General features: G+C 43.6%; 20 protein-coding genes. 14 read left to right on the forward strand and 6 right to left on the reverse strand.

What is annotated here, in order from left to right:
* Window positions 1-45 precede the first annotated feature (45 nt).
* The 3 genes from ercA to KSK55_RS05510 are packed head-to-tail and all read left to right on the forward strand — an operon-like array spanning window position 46 to window position 3,341.
* Window positions 46-1,209, forward strand: coding sequence for an alcohol dehydrogenase-like regulatory protein ErcA (gene ercA / locus KSK55_RS05500; RefSeq protein ID WP_218608509.1), 1,164 nt, complete (start codon window positions 46-48; stop codon window positions 1,207-1,209).
* Entirely contained in the window at window positions 1,193-2,071 is an 879-nt protein-coding gene (locus KSK55_RS05505) for an ATP-binding protein (protein ID WP_218608510.1), read from the forward strand. Before ercA ends, KSK55_RS05505 begins: the two co-directional genes overlap by 17 nt.
* Window positions 2,072-2,105: 34 nt before the next feature.
* Window positions 2,106-3,341: a GntP family permease gene (locus tag KSK55_RS05510; RefSeq protein WP_218608511.1), complete on the forward strand. Its 1,236-nt coding sequence runs from the start codon at window positions 2,106-2,108 to the stop codon at window positions 3,339-3,341.
* A 24-nt stretch (window positions 3,342-3,365) separates the two neighbouring features.
* Here the strand turns inward: KSK55_RS05510 and KSK55_RS05515 are convergent, their stop codons facing one another.
* Complete coding sequence (locus KSK55_RS05515; RefSeq protein ID WP_214419125.1) at window positions 3,366-3,944, reverse strand: manganese efflux pump MntP; 579 nt, start codon at window positions 3,942-3,944, stop codon at window positions 3,366-3,368.
* Between the two features lie 82 nt (window positions 3,945-4,026).
* Window positions 4,027-4,527 (reverse strand): hypothetical protein, encoded by a 501-nt coding sequence (locus KSK55_RS05520; RefSeq protein WP_218608512.1) that lies wholly within the window; start codon window positions 4,525-4,527, stop codon window positions 4,027-4,029.
* A gap of 181 nt (window positions 4,528-4,708) precedes the next feature.
* Between KSK55_RS05520 and KSK55_RS05525 the strand changes: the two genes are divergently transcribed.
* Complete coding sequence (locus KSK55_RS05525; protein ID WP_214419127.1) at window positions 4,709-4,918, forward strand: histone family protein; 210 nt, start codon at window positions 4,709-4,711, stop codon at window positions 4,916-4,918.
* A gap of 62 nt (window positions 4,919-4,980) precedes the next feature.
* Here KSK55_RS05525 and KSK55_RS05530 read toward each other — a convergent pair whose 3' ends face one another.
* A complete protein-coding gene (locus tag KSK55_RS05530; protein WP_306128335.1) occupies window positions 4,981-5,361 on the reverse strand; it encodes a winged helix-turn-helix transcriptional regulator in 381 nt (126 codons plus the stop codon).
* Between the two features lie 124 nt (window positions 5,362-5,485).
* Between KSK55_RS05530 and KSK55_RS05535 the strand changes: the two genes are divergently transcribed.
* On the forward strand, window positions 5,486-6,061 hold the full coding sequence (locus tag KSK55_RS05535; protein ID WP_214419128.1) for a flavodoxin family protein: 576 nt from the start codon (window positions 5,486-5,488) through the stop codon (window positions 6,059-6,061).
* Window positions 6,062-6,162: 101 nt separating this feature from the next.
* Here KSK55_RS05535 and KSK55_RS05540 read toward each other — a convergent pair whose 3' ends face one another.
* Complete coding sequence (locus tag KSK55_RS05540; RefSeq protein ID WP_218608514.1) at window positions 6,163-7,455, reverse strand: cache domain-containing protein; 1,293 nt, start codon at window positions 7,453-7,455, stop codon at window positions 6,163-6,165.
* A 296-nt stretch (window positions 7,456-7,751) separates the two neighbouring features.
* Here KSK55_RS05540 and KSK55_RS05545 point away from each other — a divergent pair, with 296 nt between their 5' ends.
* Entirely contained in the window at window positions 7,752-8,951 is a 1,200-nt protein-coding gene (locus KSK55_RS05545) for an MFS transporter (protein WP_218608515.1), read from the forward strand.
* Between the two features lie 28 nt (window positions 8,952-8,979).
* Here the strand turns inward: KSK55_RS05545 and KSK55_RS05550 are convergent, their stop codons facing one another.
* Entirely contained in the window at window positions 8,980-9,735 is a 756-nt protein-coding gene (locus tag KSK55_RS05550; RefSeq protein WP_214419131.1) for a sulfite exporter TauE/SafE family protein, read from the reverse strand.
* 284 nt (window positions 9,736-10,019) lie between these two features.
* Here KSK55_RS05550 and KSK55_RS05555 point away from each other — a divergent pair, with 284 nt between their 5' ends.
* From KSK55_RS05555 to budA, 3 genes are all read left to right on the forward strand, one after another.
* Window positions 10,020-10,490, forward strand: coding sequence for a VOC family protein (locus KSK55_RS05555; protein ID WP_214419132.1), 471 nt, complete (start codon window positions 10,020-10,022; stop codon window positions 10,488-10,490).
* 88 nt (window positions 10,491-10,578) lie between these two features.
* On the forward strand, window positions 10,579-11,745 hold the full coding sequence (locus KSK55_RS05560; protein ID WP_218608516.1) for a serine hydrolase domain-containing protein: 1,167 nt from the start codon (window positions 10,579-10,581) through the stop codon (window positions 11,743-11,745).
* A gap of 85 nt (window positions 11,746-11,830) precedes the next feature.
* Window positions 11,831-12,556: an acetolactate decarboxylase gene (gene budA, locus KSK55_RS05565; RefSeq protein WP_214419134.1), complete on the forward strand. Its 726-nt coding sequence runs from the start codon at window positions 11,831-11,833 to the stop codon at window positions 12,554-12,556.
* Between the two features lie 8 nt (window positions 12,557-12,564).
* On the opposite strand, the gene KSK55_RS05570 is transcribed toward budA, so the two are convergent.
* Window positions 12,565-13,035 carry an Hsp20/alpha crystallin family protein gene (locus KSK55_RS05570; protein ID WP_218608517.1) on the reverse strand — a complete coding sequence of 157 codons (471 nt, stop codon included), beginning with the start codon at window positions 13,033-13,035 and terminating at the stop codon, window positions 12,565-12,567.
* A 173-nt stretch (window positions 13,036-13,208) separates the two neighbouring features.
* Here KSK55_RS05570 and KSK55_RS05575 point away from each other — a divergent pair, with 173 nt between their 5' ends.
* From KSK55_RS05575 to KSK55_RS05595, 5 genes are all read left to right on the forward strand, one after another.
* Window positions 13,209-13,523, forward strand: a complete 315-nt coding sequence (locus KSK55_RS05575) for a DUF3795 domain-containing protein (protein ID WP_218608518.1) — start codon at window positions 13,209-13,211, stop codon at window positions 13,521-13,523.
* A 74-nt stretch (window positions 13,524-13,597) separates the two neighbouring features.
* Window positions 13,598-14,308, forward strand: coding sequence for a helix-turn-helix domain-containing protein (locus tag KSK55_RS05580; RefSeq protein ID WP_214419137.1), 711 nt, complete (start codon window positions 13,598-13,600; stop codon window positions 14,306-14,308).
* The gene (locus tag KSK55_RS05585) at window positions 14,302-15,354 is read left to right on the forward strand and encodes a hydroxymethylglutaryl-CoA synthase (RefSeq protein WP_214419138.1); all 1,053 of its coding nucleotides are present in this window, start codon (window positions 14,302-14,304) and stop codon (window positions 15,352-15,354) included. The genes KSK55_RS05580 and KSK55_RS05585 overlap by 7 nt, the downstream gene beginning before the upstream one ends.
* On the forward strand, window positions 15,351-16,514 hold the full coding sequence (locus KSK55_RS05590) for an acetyl-CoA acetyltransferase (protein ID WP_214419139.1): 1,164 nt from the start codon (window positions 15,351-15,353) through the stop codon (window positions 16,512-16,514). Before KSK55_RS05585 ends, KSK55_RS05590 begins: the two co-directional genes overlap by 4 nt.
* 1 nt (window position 16,515) lies before the next feature.
* Entirely contained in the window at window positions 16,516-16,905 is a 390-nt protein-coding gene (locus KSK55_RS05595; protein ID WP_214419140.1) for a Zn-ribbon domain-containing OB-fold protein, read from the forward strand.
* Window positions 16,906-17,111: the final 206 nt, after the last annotated feature.

Genomic DNA, 17,111 nt, shown 5'->3' on the forward strand with positions numbered 1-17,111 from the left:
ATACAAGCATGTGGAGTAATGCTAATAAGAAAAAGGGGGAAGACCATGACTGAGACAACGTTCGAGCTGAGAAAATTTGTAGCTCCTGAATTCATAATCGGTGTGGATGCCCGGCAATTAGCAGGAAGATATGCAAAAAACCTTGGTGCCAGTCATGTGTTTCTGGTAACCGGTCCGAATATCATCAAAGCCGGATGGGTTCAGGATGTTATTGATAGTCTTGAGTCCGAGGGGATCCGGCATACCCTTTTTTCAGAAGTCTCTCCAAATCCCCGCGATCATGAGGTCATGACCGGTGCTGAGCAGTACAAATCTGCAGGATGTGACGCTGTTGTTGCAGTCGGTGGGGGAAGCCCTATGGACTGTGCGAAAGGTATAGGGATTGTGGTCTCAAATGATCAACATATTCTGGAATTTGAAGGCATTGACAATGTCAGGATTCCGGCTCCCCCCCTAATCTGTATTCCTACAACAGCCGGATCAGCAGCCGATGTCTCACAATTTGCAATTATTACCGACACCAGCAGAAAAGTTAAGATTGCAATTGTCAGTAAGAAAATTGTGCCAGACATTTCTTTAAGTGACCCGGTTCCCCTGACATCATTGAGTAAAGAATTGACCGCACATACCGGGATGGATGCAATTGTTCATAGTATCGAAGCATATGTATCAAATGCCTCATCCCCGATTACAGACATCCAGGCTCTTGAATCGATCCGTCTCTTAAGTTCGTATCTCCCCCTCGCGTTCCATAATCCGGATCATATCGGGTACCGGTATAAGACCATGCTTGGAAGCCTGCTTGCCGGTCTGGCTTTTTCAAATGCAAGTCTTGGTGCAGTTCATGCGATGGCTCATAGTCTTGGAGGACTCTCTGATCTCCCTCATGGTGAATGCAATGCACTCCTTCTGGAATCGGTGATTGACTACAATTTTTCTGTATGTCCAGACCGGTACGAAGCAGTTGCAGAGGCTATGAATGTAGATTGCCAATCACATGACACACAGGGAATTAAACAGAAGTTATTATCTGCTCTTCAAACACTCAGGAATGAGCTCGGAATAACAGAACGACTTGGTGATCTGGGAGTTACCAAAGAACACATTCCTGCTCTCGCAAAATCTGCAATGCGGGATCCATGCCTTGCGACAAATCCACGAAGACTGACTGTTACAGAACTGGAACAAATATATGAAGGAGCCCTCTGAGGAATCACCCGACTGGGAAGACCAGCGGATGAAGATCATTGGATTAGGCGAGTCCTCTATCCGGAAAAGTTATTATCCTGAACTTCAGCAACGACTGCATGAACTTGAACAGACAAATGGAGAACTTCTTGATGCGATTGAAGAAATTCAACAAAAAGAAGAAGAACTCCGCGAAAATTATGAGGAACTCCGAATTATTCAGTCAGCTCTGGATTTGGCACGGAAAAAACTCAATCTTTTAAATACTCTTACCTTTCAGGATATTCAAAGTGCCCTTTTCTCATTGAGCGGGTACCTGACTTTGACAAAAGAGGTTGTGTCAGAGGAGCCTGCATCAGATTACCTGGATAAATCTCTCCTACAGATGCAAAAGATAGAGCGAGTGCTCCACATCGCAAAACAATATCAGAATATGGGGATTCACCCCCCAAAATGGCAGGGAGTATTGGAGGTTTATATTTTTGCACTTTCACACCTTGACTTTTCTGAATATGAGCGGGAGATCTCTCTGGAACGGCTTGAGATCTTTGCAGATCCATTACTTGAAGATGCATTTCTCTATCTTTTGGAAAATATCCTCAAACATGGCAGACATGCAAACCTATACAGGTTCACATATACTGAAAATGAAAATGGGATATCGCTTGTTCTCGAAGATAACGGGATCGGGATCGAGGAACGGAGAAAAGAGAAGATTTTTGATCGAGGAACAGGTCTTATCGGAGGTATTGGTCTCTTTCTGGTCAGGGAGATCCTCTCTATTACCGATATTACCATTTGTGAAAATGGTGAATACGAAAAAGGTGCCAGATTTGAAATATGTATCCCAAAAGGGATGTACCGGTTAAAATCACGAACATAAATTAGAAACATTTCAGGTATTTTTTTGGTATATCATGATTACACCACTTCTTTTCATTGGATCTCTCATTTTTATACTGGTTCTTACGGTCAAGTTTCGGATATCTCCCTTTGTTACGCTCATATCAGCGTCATTTCTATATGGTATTCTTGAAGGAAATGATCCGTCCATTCTTCTTCAGGTAATCGGAACAGGTGCGGCAAAAATTTTTCAAATCCTTGGGATTATGGTGTTTTGTGGTGTCTGCATAGCCCATATGCTGAGACGATCCGGACATATTGACACCATTGTATACGATATCTCCTGTGTGGTGAAAAATCCGGTTGATACCGCAGGAATTGGAGGATTTATCCTATCACTTCCGTTGATGTGCTGTAATACTGCATTTGTTTTGATTGCTCCGATTATTGAACGGACCGTTGGAAAAGAAGGAAAAGCACCATATCTCTATGTTGCGGCAATAGGATCCATCATCTCATTTGTGCTGATATATCCTTCACCGGCAGTTGTTCCGGTTGTCACAACCCTTTTCTCAAATCTTCATGATCCCTGGGCACTCAACACCATCCTGGTCCCGCTCGCAGGCCTGCTCCTGGTTCTGCTTCTTATTTATGCACGAGTAACTGGCACCATACTTCCTCAGGAAAAACCATGCCCATCCGGACATCCACGATTGAAAGCCTGGGCTCCAATTATTTCTCCCTTTATCCTTGTCGGCATCGGACTGATAATTCCAGCGGTATCATTCCTTTCCATAATTTCAGTAGCACTGTTTGCCGGACTTCTTGTCGCCATGATCACCGTTGGAAAGGAAGCCAGGGAAATTGGAATGCATGAGGGGACAAAATATGCTGGTCTTATTATGTTTGACCTTTGTGGTGCGGGGGCATTTGGTGCAGTAATTGCAGCAGGTTCATTTCCGGCTGATATTTACACCCTGATTTCAGGGAGTATCCCGGTAATTATTCTGCCATTTATCCTGGCAGCAGCTCTTCAGGCAGCATCTGGTTCACGGGTTGTATCTGCCGCAACAACGGCCCAGATTCTTCATGCTGCAGGGTATCCGGGTATCTATCCGGCTGCTCTTATCCTGATGATAGCAGGTGGTTCCTGTATGGTCTCGTTTGTCAGTGATCCCTATTTCTGGCTTGTACGGCGGTTTACCGGAGACGAAACATGGGGGGTTATCAGAAATTATACTCTTCCTTTGGCAGGGATTGGAATTCTTATTGGGTGTGCCGGGATAATCCTTCAGTTCATTTTAGGGTGACAAAAACAGGGAACCGGATCTGAATCACAGACCGGTTCCGTTCCATACCGTATGTTCAAGGAGTATCCGAAGCCCAATGAGGACGAGAATGATACCCCCGACAATATCAACACGCCGTCCCAGTAAATGACCCAGCCTCCCCCCGGTATAAACTCCTGCTGTAGCAAATATCCCAGAGATAATTCCGATGATTATTGCAGGAATTATGGGGAAAATCTGTAAGAATGCAAAACTAAGACCAACTGCAAGAGCATCGATGCTTGTTGCAATGGCAAGTATGAGAACAGCTACAAGGTTAAAAACATCCGGTGCTGTTTCCTCTTCACCATCCTGTACCCCCTCATAGACCATTTTTCCACCAATGATGAAAAGAAGTCCGAATGCAACCCAGTGATCATATTCTGAAATAAAATCTGCAAAACCGGTCCCAAGCAACCAGCCCAGCACCGTCATACCACCCTGAAATCCTCCAAAGAAGAGAGCAAGAATAAATGCTGCTTTGATTCGGGAAGTCTTCTGATGGGCTCCGACGGCAAATGATACTGCCAGACAGTCCATTGCAAGACCAATTCCAAGAAGAATCGAAGTAAAAAGAAGTTCCATGATGCAGTATACATATTGGTGGTCATTCCCAAAGAGGATACCCCAATGCCTGCATTTTCACACAATTTTTAAAACGTTCATCTCAGCAGAAAAGGGGTTGCTGACCAGTTTTTTTCCCCATAAGAGGTATGCATCTTTCCGAACTGGTGAGGATATCCTGAACATACACAACTTTATCAGCCATTGTTTCCAATTCTGATATACAGGAATCTACGTACTTTGCAATAAACAGAACTTCCTGACGTCTGCGGGACCGTTCCCTGCACACAAACCCGAATGGTCCAATATACTCGTCATTATGAATGAACCAGTCAGGTGAGTATTCAATTATAACAAATCTAGAGGGATTGGTCTCCAGCATAGCGATAATATCAATAATATTGCGCTCTTGTCTGAATTCAATCCGATGATGGACTGTTGATAGAGACTCCTGGTACGGCAATTCAGCGGTGTTATGAATATACAGAAGTGAACCGGATCTGAATCTTTCTCCTATGTTTGCCAGTATTCCGGTCAGAAAATCTCGGGAACCAATAAATATCGAAAATCCGTTCTTTGGAATGGTTATGAATTGTCCGGTCATGACGCTCTCTTAGCACCTTATTGTGCTAGTATAAGAAGTTCAGGGAAACAGGGTGAAAGTGAAGTGACATGAGAAGATACTAACCGACCATACGGTTTCATACCTCCTCATTGGTTGAATTCGGAATTTCGATGCAATTTTTTTTATATGAGTGTTGCAATATTTATATCCAGGTAAAACTATGGCAGACTTACCAATTGCAGCCGTTGTACGTGTTGCAAAGAACAGTGGTGCTGAGCGGGTCGGATCCGACGCCTCAGAGATCCTTGTAGCAAAGACAGAGGAATATCTCGGAAAACTTGTAAAAGAGGCAGTAAAACTTGCCGCTCATGCGGGAAGAAAAACTCTTAAAGAAGAAGATATCGAGATGGCTGCAGGCAAGATTGTCTGAAATACAATCATTTTTCTGTTTCGAACATAAATTCAATTTTTGTCAGACATATAGAATAGCGGTCATTGATGGGCAGAGATATCTGCATAACATGATCCTTCATCAATTCCTGCTTGGGATGAAGAGCTGAGGTCTTTTTTTTCGCAAAAATCATTGGTTATTTTCAGGTACGTCCTTCCCCATTCACATAAATCATCCAGTATCGGGATGACAGTCATTCCAAACTCAGTGAGTGAATACTCAACCCGGGGAGGAACTTCTGCGTATACTGTCCGGTTTACCACTTGATCTGCTTCCAGTTCCCTGAGCTGGCGAGTGAGCATCCCCTGTGTTATTGCGGGCAATATTGACCGTATCTCGTTGAATCGAAGAGGACCATCCCGGATATGCCAGAGAATAACCGGTTTCCATTTTCCCCCTATGATATCTATAGCAGCCTCCACAGGGCAACTGTATTTCTTCTTTGAAGAAGTATTTTCCATTAGTACCATTTTAGAGATTATATCATAAAAAAGATACTGCACATGATTTAATACCTTAAATCATATGTTGTTATGGAGGTAAAAGGTGAAAGTTGTTGCATTCAATGGGAGCCCAAGAAAAGAAGGGAACACCAGCATTCTTCTGTCAACGGTGTGTGATGAACTAAAAAAAGAAGGTATAGAAACTGAAATTATTCAAATCGGTGGAAAACAGGTCCATGGATGTACTGCCTGTATGAAATGTTTTGAAAACCAGGATAACAAGTGTGTCATTGAGAATGACTTTGTGAACGATTGTATTCAGAAGATGATAGAAGCTGATGGCATCATCATCGGTACTCCGACATACTTTACCGATGTCTCCGTTGAAGTCAAGGCACTTATTGACCGGGCAGGGTTTGTGTGTATGGCGAATGGAGGTAAACTTACCAGGAAGGCAGGAGCGGCTGTTGTCGCTGTCCGAAGAGCTGGTGCAACCCATGCATACGATACCATTAATCATCTCTTTGGAATAAGTGGCATGTTCACCGTGGGATCTACATACTGGAATATCGGAACGGGAATGCAACCAGGCGATGTGAAAAATGACACAGAAGGTCTTGACAATATGAAAAACCTTGCACAAAATATGGCATGGCTGCTGAAGAAAATATCCACATAATTTTTTAGTCTGGTTCTGGTCATCCAGATATATTCATACAGATCCACATCTCTTATTGAGGTTTATTGAGTTCATTAAATAAAAATTAAATTGAGGATTTTTTAGGACTCGGGAAATATACCGGCACCTACAATCAAGTCATCCTCTGCCATTTCAGTATACCCAAGTTTTAATCTGACTGCATACTCAAATGCCGGATCAGCAAAGAAATAATAGGTAAATCCTCCCCCCTGTTTTGCGTTCCAGATGAGTTGTTTAACCGGATATTTGCCATAGGGATCCCGATCCTGAAGACGACTCTGTCCTACCAGTCCAGGAAGGAAGGGGTTGGCTAAAAGAATGCCATTAGAGTCGAAGGCAAAGACAAACATCTCCCTATCAGAAAATGAACCATTTAGATCATTAAATTCCATTATTGCAGCCTCTTTCCCATGTTCTTGTACAAATGCCGCTGCTTTTTGGACTTTTGATATGAGGGCCACACGTCTTTTCTCAGAAAACGAGGCATGGACGTCAGGAAGGTTCATTCCGGCTCCGACGATGAGACTATCAGAAACCGGATGAATAAATGAGACTTTAAACTGGGAAGCATTCTGTGCATGTGGATTTTCAAAAACATAATAAAAGAACCCACCGCCGTCTGCTGCTACCATGAGTTTTTCTTCGCCGATAAGCACTCCATTTACATCAACCTTATCCCGTTCATTTTTCCCAATAGTATCTGGGTAAAACGGCATTGCAAGCGTAGTTCCGGTATTGTCAAAGGCAAACACATAGGTCTCATTTGTCACAAATGGTCCTGAAGGGTCATTAAACAGGGCAACTGCATCCTCTTCTCCATGTTCCTGTACATAGTCGAGTGCTTTTTGGACATGTCCAATGAGGAAATCCCGAATAGAATCTGGCGTATCCTGTGGCACCGATACATTTGGACCATATATACCAGAAGCAAGCCACCAGGTATCATCTACACGCTTCACATATGCAAGCTTTGGTTCAATTGCTCCGGAAACCGGATTCTCGTACTGGTACCAGACAAATCCGCTCCCATTAAAGGCCATATCCCGCATGGCTGTTATCATGTGAAAACCGGTCGGATCAGTAAGATCCAACTTATTCTTGCCTGAAAATTCCGGATGCCATGGATGAGCCAGGTTAACACCTTCAAAATCATATGCCCAGATATACAGATCGCCACGGGTAAATGAACCGTTCTGTAGGGCAAATTCATGCAATGCAGCATCTTTTCCTTCCCGTTCTGCATAAACTGTTGCAGTTTCAACAAATCTGATGAGATCATGTACTGAGACATTCCTGATTGAGAGGACTGTTCCAGACCAAACAAGATCTCCCTGACTCCCCGTTTCTGTACTAGATGATGAAACAGGAACCATTAAGAAAAAAACAAGAATCAAAAAGAGACTGATAATGATACATCTACGGTTCATATGGTGTAATCTGTAATAGGATCAGATAAACCAGATCATCTGGTCGGAAGTTATTCAAGAACTCTCCTCTTAGGTATACTAGCAAAAAGAACTGGTTACATTACCACAGGTATTCTTCATCCATCAATTGATTTGTTTTGCAGACCATTTTCTGCACACCGAATGGGTAATCATGTAACCTAGGATCCAGGGAGAATCCCTTACATCCATTCGCGTCCATACTAAAACATATACGATAATCCATGACAGCGAACACAGCATTTCATGTAGATAAGGCAACGAGAAACCGAATCTACTTCTCACTCTATGGTGCTGTGTTCTCCGCAATGATTGGGGTTGGCATAGTAATTCCGCTCCTTCCCCGGTATGCAGTTACCCTAGGTGCAACAGGTATCTGGATTGGAGCAATTTTTTCCGCATTTGCCATATCACGTCTTATTTTCCTCCCCCTCTTTGGAAAAATATCTGACACAATCGGGAGGAAGCGATTAATCGTATATGGCCTTTGTGCGTACACCGTTCTCTCACTCTTGTATCTTCTGGCAGGATCGGTGTATGAGATCACAGCTTTGAGGTTTTTTCATGGTATGGCTTCTGCTATGATCCTGCCGATTGCTCTTGCATACATTAATGATATTGCACCGATTGGAGAGGAAGGGAAATTTATCGGATCATTTGTTAGTTCAATCTATCTGGGCATGAGCTTTGGACCATTTATCGGCGGTGTGATTATGGATCTTCTCTCGATGAATGCCGTCTTTTTTGCCATGGCTTTTTTCTCTTTGCTGGCCCTGGTGACAAGTATACTCTACCTCCCAGATATTCAGACAGGCCCGGCAATTAAAACTTCTTTCAGGGAGATTATTTTTCATAAAAACCTCCAGGGCCCGGTACTATATCAACTGATGTATGCTCTGGCAAATGGAACATTCATGGTTTTTCTCCCAATTCTGGCGATACAGGACCCATTGATATCTGCTTCAGAGATCGGAGTTATCATCCTGGTTTCTGTGCTTACGACACCGATATTTCAGCACTTCTTCTCACGGATTGCAGACTCCTTCAGGCGGTATCATCTCATTGCACTTGGTGTTACCATGATAGGAGCATCACTCCTTGTTATTCCGGTTGTGCAGGGATTATCAGCATACCTGCTATCTGCTGTCCTTTTGGGAGTAGGACGAGGGATTTCACTTCCATCTCTATTTGCTCTGGTCTCGTGTGCAGGACGGGAAATCGGTCAGGGAAGTGCTTCGGGGATGGTAAATATGTCACTTGCAATTGGGCTGATTGTTGCTCCGCTCCTCTCTGGGGTGATTATGGACCTTTCCGGAATTGATATGGTTTTTTATGTTTCAGGAGTTATGAGCCTTTTCTGTACGGGAATTTTTATCCGGCTGAATAATAGAGAGGAGCGATCTGAAAATCCGATGACATGTTGACCATTCATGATCATAGTAAACGAGAATATTACCCAGTATAGAAATATGCTCCAGAAAGTAACAATCCTACACAGATAATTACCCATCGAAAGAGGTCAGGATTTATCTTTTCGACCAGAGTGCCACCTAACAGACCGCCCAGAATTGAGCCGACACTCATAACAAGAACAATAAGCCATTCAATTGTTCCGGAGAAGATAAAAAACACAGCGGCGGTTACATTAACACTGAACGATATCGCAAGTTTCAGAATGTTCAGGCTTGCCAACGAGTCATCATACAATAGTCCCAGGACGGCAATAACGATAACACTGACACCTGCTCCAAAATACCCGCCATAAACAGACGACAGGAACAGGAGAAGAAATCCCCCATACTGAACCGAAGAAGGAGGAGAGTGGATATCTGAACGATATTGTATCCATCTCTTTATGGGAACCTGCAGTACTAGAAGAAGTGTTGCAAACAAAATCAGATAGGGAATGAGAATCCGAAATGATTGTTCATCAGAGTGAACAAGTAAAAATCCTCCGATCAAACCTCCCAGGATACTGATTGGAATTATCTGCCAAAGCCTGTTTTTCTGAGTTTTAAACTCTTTCCGCTGTGCAATTATACCGCCAAAATATCCTGGACAGAGTGCAAGGGTATTGGTAATGTTTGCGGTTATGGGAGGAATTCCAAGAGCAATAAGTACTGGAAAACTAACCAGTGTGCCTCCTCCCGCTACTGCATTCAGAATCCCTGCTATACATGCTGCAAAAAATTCAATCAGCTCATTCATGAATTACTACCAGACCTACCGATGCATCCCAGATAAACCCTCAATATCGGTTCGTGCAATATGTATACATTATCACAAGAGAATATAGAATGAAACATCAGGAAATCAATTTTTGGAGCACATTTATCTGATATTTGAGAAATATCATAATATTTACGATAATTTACACTTTCACCCTGCTTATCAAAAGTTCATATACCTGATCACAAAACATGTATCGGTAGCATATATTCGAGAAGAGAATTACATTTTCAATTCTTCGAACCTGTGCAGGAGTAATGTAAATGATACGGTATCAATCAGTTGTCCTGTTATGTTCAGACATAGCCATATCAAAACAGTTTTATCAGGATCTCTTTCAGTTGGAGATTGAACTTGACATTGGAGGTCTTGTCACATTCGTTGGCGGAATCTCTCTTTGGGAGAAGAAAGATGCATTATATCTCCTCTACCCCGGATCTGACACGATAACAAATCCAGAAAAGCCAGCACAGGAACTCTACTTTGAGACTGATGAAATTGTGGAATTTTCTACCATACTGCAGGAGAGAAAAGTGCCCCTCCTTCACCAGATTCAGGTTACTCCCTGGAATCAGCGTACAATCCGATTCTTTGATCCTGATGGGAACCTGATTGAGGTTGGTGAGTCTATGGAACATGTTGTGAAAAACCTGGGAAAAGAAGGATTACCACCTGAAAAAATTGCAGAAAAGACCTGGATGCCTCTTGAATATATTAAAATGATACTACAATAGGAGCACATATCAGAAGGGTGGATCATAGATACATGAGTGTATGATTCGAATGAATCGAATTATTATTCTCTGTATATGCTTGTTTTTATTGAGTAACCTGGGAACAGCCCTGCCGACACCTGAAGAATGGAAGGTATCTGCACGAGATAATTTCTCTGCCATGACCAGAGAAGAAGTAAACCAGTACATCTCTCCCCTCATAACCTATAATCTGAGTAAAGGTCTGATTGTGGTTCTGGTTGATAAAAACGGATATACCAATTTTTCATTTGGAGACATCAGGACCGTTTCCGGGGAAGATTCAAATAGCCAGATCCTCTTTGATATCGGTTCGCTATCGAAAGTAATGACAGGAATTCTGATGGCAGAAGCTGAAATTAACGGAGTATATAATCTGTCATCACCAGCAAATACCTGGATTTCTGAAACAGTTACACTTCCAGACTATGAAGGTGAAGAAATTACCGGATTACATCTTGCAACTCATTATTCCGGTCTTCCTTCTTCTCCGGATCCATTTTCAGAATATGATCCATCCGCTTCGTATGCAGACCAATTAGAACAGTCAATGCAACATTTTACGACCATGACCAGGGATGAGGTGTATGACTGGGTAAAGAACACCACACTTCTTGCTCCTCCCGGATACCAGCATCTCTATTCAAACCTTGGAGCTGCTCTGGCCGGTGATAGTGTTGCCCAGGCGTATGGGAAATCATATCCTGACCTGGTACAGGAACATCTTTTTGATCCATTGCAAATGACCCATACTGGAGCATCCTGGACAAGAGACGAATTAGGCCAGAGAGCAAAAGGATACCGTGCATATGAATATCCAATGGATGAGGCCATTGTGATAAGGTTTAATGAGTTTTGGACCGCCACCGGAGGGATTCACTCATCGGCAGAGGACATGGCCATTTTTCTTGCAGCACAACTATTCCTTGTGGATACACCACTTTCTGAAGCAATCAGAAAAAGCCATAATCCACTGGCGCTCATATCCGAAGGCCCGCCCCTCCAGGAACAGGCCATATTCTGGGATGTATTGCATAACCGGGATGGTACAACGATAATCAAAAAAGCAGGTGAAACGAATGCACACCAGGCCGCAATTGCATTTAATCCTGACCTTCAGGTTGGGGTTGTGATATTATCGAACACCGCCCATATTCAGGGGATACATGTTGAAGAACAAGCAGTTGCACTTTTAGAACGAATGCAGGTAAAACACATTCAGGACAAAGAAACCTGAACATAAATCCTCTATCTCCCTGTTTTCGGGTATCCAAAAAAAAACATAAACATTCTCACATGAAGAAAAACAATATAATATCTATATGATAAAAGAGTGGATCAGAGTTCTCCTTCTTTTCGGTGTGGTTTCATTGAGTATCGGAGGCTTTTCTACCTATGCAGATGAGCCCGATGTCCAACCAGTAATGTACCAGGTATCAGCATTCGCGGTGCTTGAAGATGGTAATTATTCAGAGATCATAACGGTTAACGATCTGAACAAATATGGAAATTTCGGGGTTGGAGGATTTGAAGATATGGACGGTGAATTGAGCCAGATTGACGGAATTACATATAAAATCCGTTCTGATGGGGAGGTACTCATTCCATCCGGAGATACAGGTGTTTGTTTTGCAAATACGATCGTATTTGATCCAGAAATATCGTACCAGTTGAATACATCTATGGATAAAGATACCCTGTTAAAAAATATTGAAGATTCTTTTCCAGATAAAGACGCAATCTATGCATTCCGCGTGGATGGTGTGTATGAAAACATGACGGTGAGGAGTGTTCCAATGCAGGATGAGCCATATCCCCCGCTGACATCTGTTATCAATAATCAGTCAGTCTTTGTGTTACACAATACTTCAGGAAGCATTACCGGATTTTGGTTTCCCGAATGGATGCAGGGAGTAAATTATGCAGGTTTTCATCCGCATTTTATTACAGACTCCCGTGATGCCGGTGGACATATCCTTGGCCTCTTATCAAAACAGGTGACCGTTTCAATTCAGCCTATCCGCCAATTTACTACAATCCTTGGGTAAAAAATGAGTTACTGAATAGGAATATCCCCTCCGGACTCCTTCCCAGTAGTTTTTAATGTTACTTCCAAAACTCCGTTTTCAAAGGTAGCACTTGCTCCTTCCTCTGCCACCTCGGCAGGCAGGGGAACACTCCGGCTGACTGAACCAAAAAACCGCTCTCTGATGTAAAAGTCCTTTTCATCCTGTTCTTTCTCTTCCATTCGTTCACAAGAGATTTGAAGAAGATTGGGACGAATAAGCCGGATTTTTACATTCTCTTTATTGCATCCAGGCAAATCTGCTTTTGCAATTACCTGGTCATCCTGCTTTTTAACATCAACGGTGAATCCGCCGGAAAATACCGGAGCCAGTTCCCGCCCACTCTGTGAATATGCAGGAAACCCAGGGAGGAAAGACTGAAACCGATTCTCCATCTCGGCAAACATGTTGTCCAGTTCACCTCTGAATGCATTGAATGGATCACGCCTGACGATTGCCATGGTCATCTCCTCTTGTCTGATTATCAGACAACCCCTTTTTTGATGTATCAAAACATAAAATTTTTGACTATAACCTTAACAATTATCATTTGTTTTTTATAAAAGCGTCTGAATTTCAGTGATTCATCTACCGGGTAAAGAATTTTATTCACTGCCGTTCCAGACCATTATTTATGTCCAAATTGATCCCAACGGTATGTGGCATGTACTGTGATGAATGTGATCACTATGAAAAAGACTGCCAGGGATGTGATGAATCAGAAGGGGCAATATTCTGGAATGAATTTGTTGACATTGAATGCTGCCCGGTTTATGACTGCTGTGTTAATATAAAACACCTGGTTCATTTTGGACAGTGTGATGAAATGCCCTGTGAGCGGTATTTCAGGTTCCGCGATCCTGGCGTCACTGATGAAGAGGCAAAACAAGTACTCGAAAAGCAAAAAACCTGTTTGGCAAGGAGAGTCCAAGAGGATACGGAATTGTAACCGGATCCAGTATCGCTCTTTGTCGATTGAAACTTCGTTAATTATATAACATCCCTGGATCCTAGTGTACTAACATGGAATCGGGACTTCGTCATCGACTCGCGGAGAAGATGGCGGGGGAGATAACACTATCTGATTCTCCGGGAAAAACCCTGAAAAAATGGCGTCTTAGTTTTGACATCTCTCAGGGACAGCTCTCCGAGTACCTTGGTGTATCGCCATCAGTCATTAGCGACTATGAAAGCGGAAGGAGAAAGAGTCCGGGCACTGCAATCATCGGACGAATTGTTGACAGTATTCTTGCCATTGATGAAGCGAAAGGCGGGAAGTATATTCATAAGTATGCATCCCTGCTCTTTGCCGAGATGGGGGACGGAGTAATATATGATCTTCATGATTACAAAAGCCCCATCGATCTTGCAACATTTGCCGGTGCTATAAGTGCAGATGTCATTACCGGTCCGACACATCTCAGTATTTACGGATATACGGTAATTGACAGTCTCCGGGCAATTATGAACCTTACTGCAAGCGAATTTAACCGTATATATGGTTGGAGCACTGAGCGGGCGCTAATTTTTACCGGAGTCTCGAATGGAAAATCACCGATGGTGGCTATCCGTGTTACTCCTTTCAAGCCCCGGTGCGTAGTACTTCATGGCATATCACTCGATAATGTTCATCCGATTGTGCCAAAAATGGCTGAAAAAGATAACATCACCCTGATGTGTACTACACAGGGAATCGAAGATATCGTGGAGAGATTGAGGGAAGAAAAATGGTAGGAATCATCTCGTACGGTGCTTATATTCCACGGTACCGTATCAAAGTAGAAGAGATTGCCCGTGTCTGGGGTGCGAACGGCACAGAAATCTCCCGGGGACTGGGCGTCTATGAAAAGGCACTGCCTGATATGGATGAAGATACAATCACGATCTCTGTAGAAGCTACTCGTGCTGCAATGGCACGAAGACCAGTCAATCCTGCAGATATCGGAGCAGTTTACGTCGGGTCAGAGTCTCATCCATACGCGGTGAAACCTACTGCAGTTACCGTTGGTGAAGCAATTGGAGCAACCCCGGTTATGACTGCAGCAGATTATGAATTTGCCTGTAAAGCAGGAACTGCTGCTATTCAGACCTCAATGGGTCTTGTGAAATCAGATATGGTGAAGTATTCAATAGCAGTCGGTGCAGATGTTGCCCAGGGTGAGCCTGGTGATGCACTTGAATATACTGCAGCAGCCGGTGGAGCGGCCATGATCATCGGAAATGATGACCCGATAGCCGAGATAAACCATACCTGTTCTTTCACAACTGATACTCCCGACTTCTGGAGACGTGAAAATAAGCCTTATCCTCGTCATGGAGGAAGATTTACTGGTGAACCTGCATATTTTAAGCATGTAATCGGTGCATCAAAGATGATGCTGGAAAAGATGGGAACAAAACCATCTGACTATACCTATGCAGTGTTTCACCAGCCAAACGGTAAATTCCCGGTTCAGGCTGCAAATATGCTTGGATTCACCATGGACCAAATTAAACCCGGACTTGCCGTTACATATCTAGGAAATACCTATTCCGGTGCATCAATGGTCGGACTCTCAGCAGTCCTTGATATTGCAAAACCAGGTGACCGGATCTTTATGACCAGTTATGGTTCTGGATCCGGAAGTGATTCATTTGACTTAACCGTCACTGATGTTATCAATTCAGATCTCTTCAACCGTGACGCAGCCCCGACCGTGTCTGCCCTCCTTGCAGACAAGAAGATCGTGGATTATGCAGTCTATGCAAAACACAAAGGCAAAGTGGTGATGATGGAATGAGAGAAGTTGCAGTAATCGGTGTAGGCTGTACAAAATTCGGAGAGAAGTGGGAAACCTCGTTTAGAAACCTTTTCGTTGAAGCAGGTGCCCTGGCTCTTGAAGATGCAAACATCTCCGGCGAACATATCGACGAGATATTTGTCGGAAACATGAGTGCAGGCCGATTTGTTGAACAGGAACACATTGGTGCCCTAATTGCAGATTATGCCGGACTTGCAACAATTAATGTTCCGGCAACCCGTGTAGAAGCTGCCTGTGCATCCGGAGGACTCTCTTTCAGACAGGCATATACTGCTGTAGCTTCCGGGATGTCAGATATTGTCGTTGCAGCCGGTGTTGAAAAGATGACCGATGTTGGCACTGATGTTACCACCGATGTGCTCGCAGCTGCTGCTGACAGAGAATGGGAAGGTATTGCAGGTATCACGTTCCCAGGTCTGTATGCAATGATTGCAACTCAATACATGCACCGGTATGGTCTGACCCGGGAACAACTTGCTCAGGTTGCAGTCAAAAACCATGACAACGGAGCAAAAAATCCAAATGCACAGTTTAGGAAACCGATCACTCTTGACACTGTCTTAAACTCAACCCTTGTTGCAGATCCACTCCGCCTGTTTGACTGCTCACCGGTGACTGACGGAGCAGCAGCAGTAATTCTTGCCCCACTTGAACGGGCACGGGAGTTTACCGATACCCCAATTAAAGTCCTTGGAGCAGGTCAGGCATCCAGTACGATTGCTCTTCATGACAGAAAGGACATCTGTACTTTGGATGCAACAGTTGCCGCAGGAAACCGGGCATTCCAGATGGCCGGAGTTGAACGGAAGGATATCGGATTTGTAGAAGTGCATGACTGTTTTACCATCGCAGAGATCTGTGCAATTGAAGATCTTGGATTCTGCAAGAAAGGTGAAGCAGGAAAATTAACCGAAGAAGGCCAGACAGCAATCGGTGGTAAGATTCCAGTCAACCCAAGTGGCGGTCTGAAGGCTTGTGGTCATCCAGTTGGAGCAACTGGGGTGAAACAAGTTTATGAGACAGTAAAGCAACTTCGTGGCGATGCAAAAGGAAGGCAGATCGATACTGAAATCGGAATGACACACAACGTTGGAGGAACCGGAGCCACAGTCGTTTGTCATATTTTCGGGAGGGTATAAGATGTCGGTTGCACGATTCTGGAGAAAACAACAGAACCGGTATAATCTGATTGGAACACATTGTACCACATGTGGTAAATATTTCTATCCACCCCGTGGTTTTTGTCCAGAATGCCGGAGAGAAGGAAAGATTGTTGAGCACCAGTTCAAAGGGGTCGGCAAGGTCGTTACCTATTCCATCATCCGGAGTTCGTCAGGTAACTTTAAGCTTCTGACTCCCTATGTTCTTGCCATCATTGAACTGGAAGAAGGGTCTCGTCTTACGACACACCTGGTCTGTGATATTGACAAGGTTCATATCGGGATGCCGGTGAAACGGGTGTTTAGAAAACTGGGAGAAGACGGATCCAGCGGCGCAATCTTCTATGGGACAAAATTTGTCCCGGCTTAATCTTTTTAACCTCTTTTTGGCTTTTTTTAATTTATTAATCCACGTTATCCACACATGACTATATAGGCACGTTCGGGATATGTCGATGCAATATACGTTAATTATATAACTGCCTGTGTATTACTATTACTTATCACACCGCCATCCCCCGGGTGGCAGGAGAATATCCGGATTAGTTACCGGATACACAACTCCGAACAAAGCGT

This window comes from Methanospirillum hungatei (assembly GCF_019263745.1).
GTDB classification, from domain to species: domain Archaea; phylum Halobacteriota; class Methanomicrobia; order Methanomicrobiales; family Methanospirillaceae; genus Methanospirillum; species Methanospirillum purgamenti.

Coding starts and splice junctions, on each gene's coding strand:
- ercA (WP_218608509.1), top strand. CDS start 46: ATGACTGAGACAACGTTCGAGCTGAGAAAATTTGTAGCTCCTGAATTC.
- KSK55_RS05505 (WP_218608510.1), top strand. CDS start 1,193: ATGAAGGAGCCCTCTGAGGAATCACCCGACTGGGAAGACCAGCGGATG.
- KSK55_RS05510 (WP_218608511.1), top strand. CDS start 2,106: ATGATTACACCACTTCTTTTCATTGGATCTCTCATTTTTATACTGGTT.
- KSK55_RS05515 (WP_214419125.1), bottom strand. CDS start 3,944: ATGGAACTTCTTTTTACTTCGATTCTTCTTGGAATTGGTCTTGCAATG.
- KSK55_RS05520 (WP_218608512.1), bottom strand. CDS start 4,527: ATGACCGGACAATTCATAACCATTCCAAAGAACGGATTTTCGATATTT.
- KSK55_RS05525 (WP_214419127.1), top strand. CDS start 4,709: ATGGCAGACTTACCAATTGCAGCCGTTGTACGTGTTGCAAAGAACAGT.
- KSK55_RS05540 (WP_218608514.1), bottom strand. CDS start 7,455: ATGGTTCCTGTTTCATCATCTAGTACAGAAACGGGGAGTCAGGGAGAT.
- KSK55_RS05545 (WP_218608515.1), top strand. CDS start 7,752: ATGACAGCGAACACAGCATTTCATGTAGATAAGGCAACGAGAAACCGA.
- KSK55_RS05550 (WP_214419131.1), bottom strand. CDS start 9,735: ATGAATGAGCTGATTGAATTTTTTGCAGCATGTATAGCAGGGATTCTG.
- KSK55_RS05555 (WP_214419132.1), top strand. CDS start 10,020: ATGATACGGTATCAATCAGTTGTCCTGTTATGTTCAGACATAGCCATA.
- budA (WP_214419134.1), top strand. CDS start 11,831: ATGATAAAAGAGTGGATCAGAGTTCTCCTTCTTTTCGGTGTGGTTTCA.
- KSK55_RS05570 (WP_218608517.1), bottom strand. CDS start 13,035: ATGGCAATCGTCAGGCGTGATCCATTCAATGCATTCAGAGGTGAACTG.
- KSK55_RS05575 (WP_218608518.1), top strand. CDS start 13,209: ATGTCCAAATTGATCCCAACGGTATGTGGCATGTACTGTGATGAATGT.
- KSK55_RS05580 (WP_214419137.1), top strand. CDS start 13,598: ATGGAATCGGGACTTCGTCATCGACTCGCGGAGAAGATGGCGGGGGAG.
- KSK55_RS05585 (WP_214419138.1), top strand. CDS start 14,302: ATGGTAGGAATCATCTCGTACGGTGCTTATATTCCACGGTACCGTATC.
- KSK55_RS05590 (WP_214419139.1), top strand. CDS start 15,351: ATGAGAGAAGTTGCAGTAATCGGTGTAGGCTGTACAAAATTCGGAGAG.
- KSK55_RS05595 (WP_214419140.1), top strand. CDS start 16,516: ATGTCGGTTGCACGATTCTGGAGAAAACAACAGAACCGGTATAATCTG.